The sequence below is a fragment of the Ruoffia tabacinasalis genome (assembly GCF_042652985.1).
Lineage (GTDB): Bacteria > Bacillota > Bacilli > Lactobacillales > Aerococcaceae > Ruoffia > Ruoffia tabacinasalis.
In genome coordinates this window covers 1-13,123 of sequence record NZ_JBHSHQ010000003.1, presented here as the reverse complement: position 1 = coordinate 13,123, position 13,123 = coordinate 1, and the positions used below count along the sequence as shown (strand labels likewise).

The 13,123-nt window shown below is 33.5% G+C and carries 11 protein-coding genes and 1 pseudogene; 5 read left to right on the top strand and 7 right to left on the bottom strand.

Annotation, left to right across the window (positions count from 1 at the left end; genetic code table 11):
* The 6 genes from ACFO5Y_RS00095 to ACFO5Y_RS00070 all read right to left on the bottom strand — a co-directional run.
* The coding region (locus tag ACFO5Y_RS00095) for a helix-turn-helix domain-containing protein (protein ID WP_380706308.1) at window positions 1-313 on the bottom strand (313 nt) is incomplete at its 3' end.
* A 433-nt stretch (window positions 314-746) separates the two neighbouring features.
* Window positions 747-1,721 (bottom strand): GMP reductase, encoded by a 975-nt coding sequence (gene guaC, locus ACFO5Y_RS00090; protein WP_197105260.1) that lies wholly within the window; start codon window positions 1,719-1,721, stop codon window positions 747-749.
* A gap of 30 nt (window positions 1,722-1,751) precedes the next feature.
* Entirely contained in the window at window positions 1,752-3,380 is a 1,629-nt protein-coding gene (locus ACFO5Y_RS00085; protein ID WP_138404354.1) for an ABC-F family ATP-binding cassette domain-containing protein, read from the bottom strand.
* 243 nt (window positions 3,381-3,623) lie between these two features.
* Window positions 3,624-5,843: an RNA degradosome polyphosphate kinase gene (locus ACFO5Y_RS00080; protein WP_331459541.1), complete on the bottom strand. Its 2,220-nt coding sequence runs from the start codon at window positions 5,841-5,843 to the stop codon at window positions 3,624-3,626.
* A 28-nt stretch (window positions 5,844-5,871) separates the two neighbouring features.
* Window positions 5,872-7,425 (bottom strand): Ppx/GppA family phosphatase, encoded by a 1,554-nt coding sequence (locus tag ACFO5Y_RS00075; RefSeq protein WP_197105262.1) that lies wholly within the window; start codon window positions 7,423-7,425, stop codon window positions 5,872-5,874.
* A gap of 16 nt (window positions 7,426-7,441) precedes the next feature.
* Window positions 7,442-7,918, bottom strand: a complete 477-nt coding sequence (locus ACFO5Y_RS00070) for a nucleoside 2-deoxyribosyltransferase (protein ID WP_197105263.1) — start codon at window positions 7,916-7,918, stop codon at window positions 7,442-7,444.
* A 345-nt stretch (window positions 7,919-8,263) separates the two neighbouring features.
* On the opposite strand from ACFO5Y_RS00070, the gene ACFO5Y_RS00065 reads away from it, so the two are divergent.
* The 4 genes and pseudogenes from ACFO5Y_RS00065 to ACFO5Y_RS00050 all read left to right on the top strand — a co-directional run bounded on the left by ACFO5Y_RS00065 (window position 8,264) and on the right by ACFO5Y_RS00050 (window position 9,646).
* Entirely contained in the window at window positions 8,264-8,743 is a 480-nt protein-coding gene (locus ACFO5Y_RS00065) for a helix-turn-helix domain-containing protein (RefSeq protein ID WP_197105264.1), read from the top strand.
* Window positions 8,744-8,825: 82 nt separating this feature from the next.
* Window positions 8,826-9,092, top strand: coding sequence for an IS3 family transposase (locus ACFO5Y_RS00060; RefSeq protein WP_197105265.1), 267 nt, complete (start codon window positions 8,826-8,828; stop codon window positions 9,090-9,092).
* A complete protein-coding gene (locus ACFO5Y_RS00055) occupies window positions 9,076-9,342 on the top strand; it encodes a hypothetical protein (RefSeq protein WP_197105266.1) in 267 nt (88 codons plus the stop codon). The genes ACFO5Y_RS00060 and ACFO5Y_RS00055 overlap by 17 nt, the downstream gene beginning before the upstream one ends.
* Window positions 9,343-9,505: 163 nt before the next feature.
* Window positions 9,506-9,646 (top strand): annotated as a pseudogene (locus tag ACFO5Y_RS00050) (IS3 family transposase).
* 187 nt (window positions 9,647-9,833) lie between these two features.
* Here ACFO5Y_RS00050 and ACFO5Y_RS00045 read toward each other — a convergent pair.
* The gene (locus ACFO5Y_RS00045) at window positions 9,834-11,435 is read right to left on the bottom strand and encodes an ABC transporter ATP-binding protein (RefSeq protein WP_197105267.1); all 1,602 of its coding nucleotides are present in this window, start codon (window positions 11,433-11,435) and stop codon (window positions 9,834-9,836) included.
* Between the two features lie 875 nt (window positions 11,436-12,310).
* Here ACFO5Y_RS00045 and ACFO5Y_RS00040 point away from each other — a divergent pair.
* The gene (locus ACFO5Y_RS00040; protein ID WP_197105268.1) at window positions 12,311-12,526 is read left to right on the top strand and encodes a helix-turn-helix domain-containing protein; all 216 of its coding nucleotides are present in this window, start codon (window positions 12,311-12,313) and stop codon (window positions 12,524-12,526) included.
* Window positions 12,527-13,123: the final 597 nt, after the last annotated feature.

The window sequence follows — 13,123 nt, the reverse complement described above, 5'->3', positions numbered from 1 at the left end:
AAAGGCTGGCTTGAAGCCATTTAGGCTGGCGACCACTCTTCAAACGCTGTTCATCATAATAGGCTTGACCCGCATCGGCAAAATAAAGGTCATCGGAGTAAGTATAATCCTTACCGTTAGACGTCACGCGATTGATTTGGGTCACAGTGCCTCGCTTGACTTCATTATTGATGGTTTGATGATTGCGGCCTAAAACACGGCCGATATGGCGATGGGAGTAGCCTTCCTTTAATAAAATCTGGATTTGATAACGTTCGCCGTCGGTCAGGTGTTTTCCTTTACGGGCATTTGTGTTAGAATTAGTTTGCGTCATGTGAATTCATCCTTGTCTATTGAGAGTTGTCGTAACTTCAATATAACATGAAAATTCACAGGGCGTATTTTTTTATGCCTTTTTATAGGTGGCTAAGTTCATTATAAAATCCACCAGGAATATAAAATCAGCAAATTAATTTAATAGAGAATAAATAGACCGAAGTTTTTACTTTGGTCTATTTTCGTAGTCAAAACTTAAAGGTTATGACTCAAGGGCGAAGTGGTATTTTACTTTGAATGCGTTTATTCAAGAATTTATTGGTTATTTATACTTTTAACGACGCATGTATGTAAAAATAATCTTCACTTTTACAGTGTGTATATATTGATAAATACGGTAATTTTGTTGCTGTTATAAGTTAATACAAAAAGGATGTTAAATGAGTCTTGAAACTCATCTAACATCCTTTTTTGTTTATAGGGTGAAGTAATTATCTGTCACCGTTATAAATAGTATTACGAACTAAAACATAATCAACGTGACGAATGGCTTCCAATTTATTACCACCTGCATAAGAGATGGCTGATTGTAAGTCTTGTTGCATTTCTACTAATGTATCAATTAATTTTCCACGTGCACGGATCATTTCGATTTTACCTTCGACATTTTTGTGCTCACCTTTTTGATGTTCAGATGCACTACCGAAGTATTCTTTGAACATTTTACCATCGATTTCGCGTGATTTACCTGGGCTTTCTTCGTGGGCTGCAAATAATGATCCAATCATTACCATTGAAGCACCGAAGCGTACAGCTTTAGCAATATCACCATTGTGACGGATACCACCATCAGCAATAATTGGTTTTGTTGCAGCTTTCGCACAAGCACGAACAGCAGCTAATTGCCATCCACCTGTACCAAAACCAGTTTTTAACTTAGTAATACATACACGACCTGGTCCAACGCCGACTTTAGTAGCGTCTGCACCAGCGTTTTCTAATTCACGAACAGCTTCAGGTGTACCCACATTACCAGCAATTAGGAAAGTCTCAGGTAAGTATTCTTTAACAAAACGAATCATATCGATAACATATTCTGAATGACCGTGAGCAACATCAATTGTGATATACTCAGGAACAATTTTATCTTCAGCAAGTTGACGAACAAAGTCATATTCATAGTCTTTGATACCAACACTTATTGAAGCGAAGAGTCCTTTTTCGTGCATCATTTTAACGAATGGAATACGTCCTTCTTCGTCAAAACGGTGCATAATATAAAAGTAATCATTCTCAGCGAACCAAACTGCCAGTTCTTCATTCATGACTGTTTGCATATTTGCAGGTACTACCGGAATTTTAAATTCACGTGGACCAAACTTGATAGATGTATCACACTCAGAACGACTTTGTACGATACTTTTATTAGGGATCATTTGAACATCTTCGAAATCAAAAACTTCCATTATATTAATTAAGTCTCCTTTTAATCTGTTTTAGGCGTTGTATAAAGCTTCCAGACGATTTTGTACATCTTGATCATTAACATATTCTTCATATGTAGAGTTAATACGATCAAATGACCCGTTTGAAGTGACTTCAATTACTCGGTTACATGTTGTATTTAATACTTCAAAGTCATGTGAAGCCATTAAAATGGCACCTTTAAATTTAATTAAACCTTCGTTTAATGCAGTGATTGACTCTAAGTCTAAGTGATTTGTTGGTTGATCTAAGACTAATACGTTTGCTTTAGAAAGCATCATCTTAGAAAGTAGACAACGGACTTTTTCACCACCAGATAATACATTCACTGGTTTCATAACATCTTCACCACTAAATAACATTCTTCCTAAGAAACTGCGTAAGAAAGTATTGTCTTGTTCTTCTTTTGAAGCGTATTGTCTTAACCAATCGACAATAGTTAATTCAACACCATCAAATTCATCACCGGAGTTACGTGGTAAGTAAGTTTGAGAAGTTGTTACTCCCCATTCAACTGTTCCGGTATCTGGTTCCATGTTCCCCATAAGAATTTCAAATAGGGCAGTTGTTGCGTTGTCGTTACGACTTGAAAAGGCAACTTTATCTTCACGGCTAAGTGTAAAAGTAATGTTGTCTAATACTTTTTCTCCATCAATGGTTTTTGAAACACCTTCAACGCGTAACAAGTCATTACCAATTTCACGCTCGGGTGAGAAGCCAACAAATGGATAGCGACGTGAAGAAGGTTGGATATCATCTAAAGTGATTTTATCTAACATTTTTTTACGTGATGTCGCTTGTTTAGACTTAGATGCGTTCGCAGAGAAACGAGCGATAAAGTCTTGTAATTCTTTAATTTTCTCTTCTTTTTTCGCGTTTTGGTCAGCTTGCATTCTTGCAGCTAGTTGGCTTGATTGTAACCAGAAATCATAGTTACCTACGAATAGTTTAATCTTACCAAAGTCTACATCCGCCATGTGTGTACAAACTGTATTTAAGAAGTGACGGTCATGGGAAACAACAATCACTGTGTTAGGGAAGTCCATAATGAAATCACTCAACCAGTCAATGGCTTGCGCGTCTAAACCGTTAGTCGGCTCGTCCAGTAATAAGTTATCTGGTTTACCGAATAATGCTTGAGCAAGTAAAACTTTGATTTTATCCGCTTCATTTAATTCACGCATTAATTGATTATGCATGCTTGTATCGATACCTAAACCTTGAAGCATATCACTCGCTTCAGATTCAGCTTCCCATCCGCCCATTTCTGCGAATAGTCCTTCTAATTCACCTGCTCGAATACCATCTTCATCTGTGAAGTCTGGCTTCATATAGATAGCATCTTTTTCTTTCATTGTTTCGTATAATTCTTTATAACCCATCATGACAGTTTCAATCACCGTATGGTCTTCGAAGCCATAATGGTTTTGGCTTAATACAGCCAGACGTTCTTCTGGGTCCATACTAACGTTTCCGGTAGTTGGTGTAACGTCACCAGATAAAATTTTAAGAAATGTTGATTTTCCAGCCCCATTCGCACCGATAACTCCGTAGCAGTTTCCAGGCGTAAACGTAATATTTACTTCATCAAAAAGCTTACGATCTGGGAATTGTAAACTGACGTTAGATACATTTATCATTCTTTTTCCTCCCATTGGAATACTCATTCGTGCCCTTAATACTTTTTGGCACCACCAGATATATTAACACAAAAACTAAATAAATAAACCATAAATATACAAAAATTCAAAAAAAGCTTTGATTATTATCGAAATTTATTTTTAACACTTTAAAATAGCTTATACTCAGCCTAATCAAGCATTATTTACACAGAAAAAAGTGCCAGGGAAATAACTCTCTCCAACACTTTTCGTTTAAGAAAATTAGTTATTAAAGCGACGTAAAATACGGGTAAACCAATTATCTTTTTTCTTACTTTCAATTGTCATTGTCTGAATCGCTTCAGTAGCAGCATTCGCACGTTTCATTAATTCATTTTGAGAATTTAAATGAGTGGCAGTTCGGTCTGGACGAACATAATCGCCGTCATACTGTAAGACGCGTGCTTTCATTGTATCTGCTAATTGCAATTCAAGAATATCAAGTACTTTCGCTTCGATATCTTGATCTAAAATTGGAAACTCAATTTCAACACGTTTTGTCATATTACGTGTCATCATATCTGCAGAAGATAGGAATAGGTGTTTTTTGCCATTACGGTTAAAGTGGTAAACACGACTATGCTCTAAGAATCGCCCAACGATACTGCGTACGTGGATATTCTCTGAGATACCTGGTATACCAGGACGCAAACAACAAATACCTCGGACAATTAAGTCGACTTTCACACCAGCTTGACTTGCTTCATACAATTTTTGAATCAAAGGTTTATCAGTTAATGAATTCATTTTCGCAATAATACGCCCATTGCCATATTGTTTTTGAAAATCAATCTCTTCATTAATGTAATCAATTAAGGAATCACGAATCTCAAAGGGGGAGACGTGAAGATGCTTGTAAGTCGGTCTTTCTGTATAACCACTTAAGTAGTTAAAGAAACTAGATGCATCGCTAGCTAATTCATCGTGAGAAGAGATGACACCCATATCTGTATAAGTATTTGCTGTTTTGTCATTATAATTTCCAGTACCTAAATGAATATATCTTTTAATCTTATTGTCGTCTTTGTGAATAATTAGCGTGATTTTACTATGTGTCTTCAACTCGCTCACACCATATAGAACGTGACAACCGGCTTCTTCTAATTCACGTGCCCAATAAACGTTATTTTGTTCATCGAATCGTGCTTTTAATTCAACCAAAACAGTCACTTCTTTACCATTTTCAGCGGCTTTTTTCAAAGCAGAAATAATTGGAGAATTTTTTGATACACGATAAAGCGTTTGTTTAATCGCAATCGTATTCTCATCTTCAGCTGCTTGTTCCACAAAGGATACAACCGGTTTGAAGGAGTCGAATGGGTGATTTAAGAAGATATCTTTTTTATCAGCCTCATCGAATAAGCTCTCACCTATATGTTTTGGATTTAAATGCGGTGTAAATGGTTTATATAACTGATCAGGGTGTTCCTCACCAATTTGGTCAACAAGTGAGAACAGATAAGTAAGATCAAGCGGACCATCAACTAAGTAGATATCTTGGTCAGCTAATTCAAGAATATTTTGTAAAAATGTATGATGGTCTGAATTATAATTTTCTACACCACGTGTATCGATTTCTAAACGGACAGCCATTCCTTTTTTTCTACTCTTAACATAATCTTCAATCAGTGCTAGTAAGTCTGCGGCACTGTCTTCAATGATGTCAAAGTCAGCATTTCGTGTAATACGGAATGGGTAAGTGTACTTAATTGTGTAACCAGTAAATAAAGCACTAATAAAATGAACAATAATATCTTCTGTTAATATAATTGTACGTTTTTTCCCCACTTCAAGTGTTGTATAGCGATCTAATAATGAAGGGATAGGAACGATGGCAGTTAATTCTTCCTTTTTCTGTTCAAGTTGAACAAGAATATTCAAACTCTTATTCGATAAGTGAGGGAAGGGTTTATATGCATCGACTCCCAATGGTGATAAAGTTGGAAGAATCAAGTCTGTAAAATATCTTTCTGCTTGAGCCAATTCTTCTTCATTTAACTCATTCATTCCTTTAATTGAATAATTCAAGGCGTTCAAATTAGGAATTATTTCGTTATAGCGTTTATATTGTATATCCACATTATCGTGGTTCTTCTCACTAATACCTTGTAATAAATCTTTAGGAGTCATTTGAGTTTTGTTTTCAGCGACTTTTACTCCAGCTAAAAATTGATCATAAACTCCAGCCACGCGGACCATGACAAACTCATCTAAGTTTGAAGAGCCTATAGCTAAGAATTTTAATTGCTCAAGTAAAGGATTCTCTTTATCAAAGGCTTCATCAATACAACGACGATTAAAATCTAACCAACTTAATTCTCGGTTAAAGTAGTAATTAGGATTATCTAAGTTAATCGTTGTCTCTGATGCATTCGCTTGATTTGAAGAATCATGATTCCAGACGTTATCCACTATTTTATTATCTTTCGTTTGTTTATTCACAAAATACTCCTTTCCCATTATTGACTAATTATTTTTGAATGAATTCGATTTCTAAATCTCCATCTAATGCTCTTTCAAAATGCTTGGCATGGCGCATACTCCGGTATTTTTCTGCAATCACTGGAGTAGAGTGATAGATGTCAAGTTTATAATTTTTATCTTTAGTACGATATAGTTTTAAATCTTCTATCGGACCAGTTTTTGAGTCGTTTAAAGCAGAGCTAAATTTTAAGACGCCACCTAAAACTTCTAAGTTACTAATTTCTTCATCTGTTAACCAATTCTCATAGTTTGTTAGATATTGCTTAAATAGTGATCGGTTACGGTAACTTGCTAGTAATGCAAGACGCAGACGTTTTCGATGCGAGAAACCGAGTAAGTTCATATTAGATAATAAGTAGAACGTATGCTGAGAATCGGCTTCTGGACTAATAAAACCACCAAAACGGTAAATATAAGCTGCAAATTCAATTTCTTCTTGAGTTTCATAACTGTATGTCAATAAGCCAAGTTTACAAAGTTGTTGATATAAGCTAATAATAATATCAACGATAATTTGAGCCCCAACAGTGTTAATAGGAAAATCACGAACAACTTGACGAATCGATCGCACGCGAATGAGTTGGTTATCTAATGGATAATTGTATGTATGATTAATATATTTGAGAATAATCCCTTCACGTAAACCTTGTGATGACAGTAGGAATTCTTTTGCTTTTACTATTTTAAAAAGCTCTAGAAAAACGATATTAGCAGGAATAATCAAATCTTTACGGTCGGCACTAAGCCCTTCAATGTCAGTCATATCATCAATATCTGTTGATATAAATAAATCTAGTGTTTCTTTAATATCATCTTCATCCATAGAATAGCCATGGACTCCGGCCATTTGGTAATCAACTAAACGTTGATGAACATTCGCAATGTTACGGGCTGACCCACCAATTGCCACAATCGGTAGCTTCGCTTTTTTTATCCAATCAAACTGTTTAAACTGCTTGCGGACATATTCTTGAACTGCTTCGATGGCATTAGGATCATTGTGGTCTTTATCTTGGAAGAATTGCTTGCTTAAACTCACAACCCCAAAAGGAAAACTGTGGTATTGAACCATGTTTTTATCTTCGTAATAAGTAATCTCACAACTTCCACCACCAATATCGATCGTAATCGCATCATTAACGACTGTCGAATGAGTGATAGCGTACTGACCGTAACTCGCTTCCTCTTCTTCAGAAACAAGATTAATATCCAAACCAGTGGCTTCTTTTACTTGTTCAAGGATACTTGCTTTATTAACAGATTGGCGCACAGCTGCGGTAGCCATAGGAAGGATTTGAGCCACATTAAACGATTCAGCTACGACTTTAAAACTAATTAAAGCTTCAATTAATTTATCAATACCGTCTTGAGCCATTTGAGGATTTTTACCATCCTTATCTGTAATTAGATACTGCGAAAGACGGGCAGGTGTTTTAATATTTTGGATTTCGATATAGTTGTATTGCTCATCCAACCCGAATATCACAAGTCGAATCGTGTTGGAACCAATATCGATAACCCCGATAACTTCTTTATACATAAAAGGCTCCCTTCATTTATAAGTAATTTGAAATACGTTCGATTAATTTTTGAGATGTATTGACGATTTCTCCGTTTAATTTTATTAATCCAACTGTATACAGATTAACATAAGGAAACTGAGATTCGGCAACATCTTGCAGTGCATCTAATTTTTCTTGGTTATCCGCACCTTGGTGACGTTGATCAGAATGAAGGCCAATAACAGGTATTCCTGCTTGATAAGCAACACCAATTTCCGAAGCAACTCCTGGGTCGATGACTAATCCGTCTAGAATCGCAACAACTAAATCACTTTTTAACACAGCCTCTGTATCAGCTTTAGCAATCATCATTGAATCTGCGTAACTTTGTTTATCATTAATATCACCTTGTTCTTGTGGTAAGAACACAGTGCTTTCTGTATATTTTTCTCTAATTTGTTTAACTAAATGAGCGTTATAATTTAATTCCATTTCACTAAATAATGGGCTTGCAAAATAAATTTGTGACATATAAGTAATTCCCCTCTCGTTTATATATTTATTATAACTGAGGAATTCATAATGCTCAATTAAGATGATGAACCTATTAGCTTTTAAGTATATTTTAAGAAGTACTTTTTTAAAACCTTAATATAACAATACTAATAAGAGGTAAATGGAAAAAGTACACCATTAATACACCAAAGAAAGCTGATTTATTAATTTCTAAAATTTAGAAATTAATACTTATATAGGACTGATGGTAAATTTTTCTTAACTATTTAGATTGTTATTTTTTTTATTTTCTAAAATTATGCTGAAACACAAACTTATGTAGTGACCCCCTGAATCCGGACATGGATTTAGTTTTTTTAAATGAGTGAAGAATATAATAAAAAGTTAAGATTAATGATCGTTAAGGAAAATGAAAGGGGTGTTTCCCAACGAGCTCTAGCTAAAAAATACGGTGTGGCACCCGCTACAATAAAGAATTGGTGTCTTCAATATCAGGCGTATGGTGAGCCTGGAATTGTAAAAAGGTTATCTAAAACGAAATATAGTGGCGAATTCACATTATCTGTTTTAAACTATAGACACATACGTCAGGTGTCCTATAGAGAAGCGGCTGAACATTTTGGTATCAAGCAAGGATCAACGATAGCTAATCGGCAGAGAGCGTATGATACTCAAGGGTTTGATGGATTAAATGGGGCACCAGGACATTCAAAAAATAAAGGAGACCGTGCTATGACTCATCAAGATAAGCAACCTCGAAACCTATCACAATCTGAACTAGAAGAACTCATTGAATTAAGAGAAAAAAATTGTATTAAGAAGTGGAGAACGCGTATCTAAAAAAGTTGAAGGCCTTGATCCAGAAACAATCAAACACAAAGCAAAAACAAAAATAATTCTGGAGTTAAGGCGTGAATCCCCAGTGATTAACCTTAGAACTTGGCTTGAGTTGGTAGCTATTCCTAAGAATTCATTTTATGAATGGAAAGCGAAATTAAGTCAACCCGAGGAGGATCTGGAAGTGAATACACTTATCGAAGCTATTAAAGCAATCATTGAATCGTCAAACCAAAGTTATGGTTATCGCAGGGTTACCTTAGCTCTAAATCAGCGAGGTCGTAAAATAAATCATAAGCGTGTCTTAAGAATTATGCGAGAAAATCAATTCTTGTGTGAAATTCCGCCGTAAAAGTCGTCGATATCGTTCATTCAAAGGGGAAGTTGGAACCATCGCTGATAATCATCTGGATCGCCAATTTGTTACGGAAGAACCAAGTCAGGTTTGGATGAGTGATGTGACTGAATTTAAAGTAGCCCATTCAGAAAGCAAATTGTATTTATCACCAATTATGAATCTCAATAATAGTGAAATTATCGCGTATAGTCTCAGTCAATCTCCGACGGTTCATTTACCAATCAATCACTTGAAGAAGTATTAACAAAACTAACTGAGCGACACGACTTATTGTTACACACCGACTAAGGATTTCATTATCAACACGGGTCATGGGTCAACTTACTTGAAGAAAACAACATTTATCAAAGTAGGTCCCGACGAGGGAACTGTCTAGATAATGCACTGATGGAAAACTTTTTGGTTTATTGAAGCAAGAAATGTACTACGGTGAAACATTTGAAGGTATCGAGGAGTTAGAAGCATGCATCAGATCATAAATTTACTGGTACAATCACGAACGTATCATAACAAAACTAAACGGCCTGTCACCTATTCAATATAGGTGACAAGCCGCTTAGAAAAATATTCAATTAAAGTCTGTTTTTAAGGGTGCACCACAGTTTATAGAAGGGCAAATAGTATTTAAGTTTCTATATCGATATTATTAATAAAAACTCACTCTGTTTATTGAGTAAAGGACAGAATGAGTTTTAATAAATATTTACTTTTTTGTAGTTGACATGATATATATAGTTATTTAGAGAATAAAGTTTTGTTTTCAATACTTAAAATTTGATCATATCGCTCTTTCATTTCGTCAGAATAATGATGTTCAATATCAAGTACAGTACCTGGATAATTTATAATTAATTGATTTAAGCGATTCGCGTTGTCTTTATCAAGCCCTGATAGAGCTTCATCAATAAGAAGAATAGGTTTTTGAAATAAGATGGCGCGCGCTATCTCAATGCGTTTTAATTCTCCTCCTGATAATTGATTATTATCTTTGTTAAGAACTCGATATAATTGTTCATCATTAGCAAATTTTGCTAAACCCACTTGTTTTAAACTATTTAAAACTAAACTTTTGTTTATCGAATGGCCAAAAGTTAAATTAAATAATAATGTATCATTAAAGATGTATGGTGTTTGTTCAACAATACCAAATAGTTCTTGAGGATTGGATTGCTTAAGTCGCTCATTTATAATAATATTTCCTGATATTGGTGGAATATCCAACATAAGCGTACGGATAAAGCTGGACTTACCAGAACCAGAGGCAGCAGAAATTAATATTTTTTCATCTTTAAATATTTGTAAATTGATGTTTTCGACTAATGGGGCATTGTTATATCCAACATTCAGTCCTTGAACAACGATATCAGTATTATTATCTAGAGAGGAAAACTCTAATTTATAAGGATGTATTTGTTCATCATGGTTGAATATTTTTTCAAGAATAGGTTCAGTGGACTGCAACACATTATAAATAGATACAGCCGAGATAAGTGGCGATACTACTCGATCCCCCGCCATGTAAATAGTAATAAGTTGACCAGTTGTCAAGTTCCCATTCACCACTTCTTTGATTCCAATCATTAATGAAGCAATAAGTCCACCAATGTATAGGATACTAACAATAGCATTTGCGATTGTTTGAATCAATTCCATGTTAAAATAACTTTTTTCATTATTACCTAATTTTTCATTCAATTTGTTCATTAAGAAGTTTTCTGCCTTAAAACGGAGCATTAATTTACGTCCCTTCAGAAAGTCTTCTAAAGAAGATAGATAAACCGTATTCGTTTTTTGCCAATCCTTAGTACCTTTTTTGACCCAATTAGATGTAAGTCGAGGAACGACAGCAGGTAAAATACCCAAAATGACAAACACTAGTCCTACTTTGACATTAATTGTCATTAAATAAATAAAAGTAATCGACCCTTGAAAAATGCAAAGGAACATAACAAAAATATTTCGAATAAACTTCTCTTCAATTTTATTAAATTCACTAGTAATTATTGAAAGATATTCACTTGATGATTTTTTTATATTTGTGGATAAAAGAGATGATAGGGCAATTTCGGATTTTACATCTAAATTAACCAATTGAATTAACTTTTGAGCAAGGTATTTGTGTGTTGTCTGAAAGACAATAAGTGCAAATAAAGCTAATAACCAATAAATCAGAATTTTATAGGTTGATTGAAAGGCACCAACAGTCATAGCATCTGTAAATTTACCCAAAAAATGGGGTGAAACTAAACCGTCAAAACCTAGGAAAAAAGTGCTTAGAATGGTAAAGACTAGTAATAATTTATGTTTTCCAAATATTTTATCAATATATTTTGACAACAATATCATCTCCTTTTATATCAAATTACCAAGAACATATAATAAACCTGAAGCTTCTGTTGCTAAGTCATTAGAAATTTTAATCATACCGTAACTTGGCATTAAAAGACCTTCATCGGGATCATCCTTCAAATATAATGAGGCACCTATAACCTACTCATATAATATAATAATTCCCTAAGAATGTCACTGTTAAAATTAAAATAAAATGATAAAATTAATTTTATTAAGGATTTAGAGTTTTATTTTTTTTTAGAGGGGTTTATAATATTAAGATGTATATTTCGTCAGAAATTGTTGACCATATCTTGGAGCAATTTAATTTTTGAGAGTATCATTATTAATAATGATAATTTAATTTTAATTGGTTTAGTCAATAAGAATTACGTATAACTATGATGTTTAATTCTAGAAACTAACTGACTTTACTTCCTATAATAATTAGTATTAAAAGACTCCTACCGCTATATTAGGTAGATTTTTATTAATAGAAGAATATCCTATTAATCATATGTTATCAATATGTGGATAATTCCGAATATAGTGAGAGTACACTCTTGTGAGGGTGTGCTTTTTTTGGCTTATTAAGAATTAGTATAGAATATTTAGGGCGTTATTTTTCAATTATCTTGATATAAGTAACTGTAAAATATTTTATCTCAAAAAGTGGTTACTATTAGGTTGATAAAATTTACTTTAAAGTATGACTTATATATAATATAGAAAATCATAATGCATGAAAGCTATCTAATAAATTCCAAAAAGAAATTTAATTAGATTACTTACTGAACTTCATCACTGATATTTTGTTCTGAAATAGAACAAAATAATAATTTTTCTAAAAATATTAATACAATATTTTTGGGAGTGTATTTATGAAGTTTAATCGTATTAGAGATTTGAGAGAAGATAATGATTTTACTCAAAATTATGTGGCTAAAATAATAAATTGTTCACGTTCTGTTTATTCAATGTATGAAAGTGGAAAAATGAATATACCAATAGATATATTCATTTCAATGGCAAATATTTATGAAGTGAGCATTGATTATTTATTAAACAGAACTAATAACAAAAAAATTAATGAATAAAGTACACTCGATGTTCATTTAAAATTTAATAACCTCTTTTGATACTTTTATTAATAGGGGGGCTGAAAATCAATTAACCATTATATTTTTGGAGCGATTAAAATTGAAGGTAAGAATAAATCGGTACAATTTATTTGCCATGATCCTTATTAAGATAATGATCCTTCTGAAAAGTTCCTCGTAAATGAGGGAAAGGATAAACCTTATGTAGCTTGTACAAGCTGTCAATTGAGGGGAGTTAAGATTTTTACTATTAACTAAAGCTGCTTAAAAAATATAAAACGACTAATTCTATTGAGAAATAATCGTTTTTTTAGGGAGATTAAGTAAATGAAGAGTGATATAAAATAGATATAAAGGATAAACCATTATTAGCTATAAAAGAAGCCGCATTACTATATAATATTGGTGAAAATAAATTAAGATACTTAACGGACGAACCAGATTGCTCATTTGTTTTATTTGTTGGAAATAAAAGAATAATTAAGCGATTGGAGTTTGATAGATTTATATATAACAGTTACTCTTGTATATGTCAATTGAAAAAGGGACCACCTTGCTGTTGAAAAAGGGACCACCCTGCAGTAGTAACAGGAG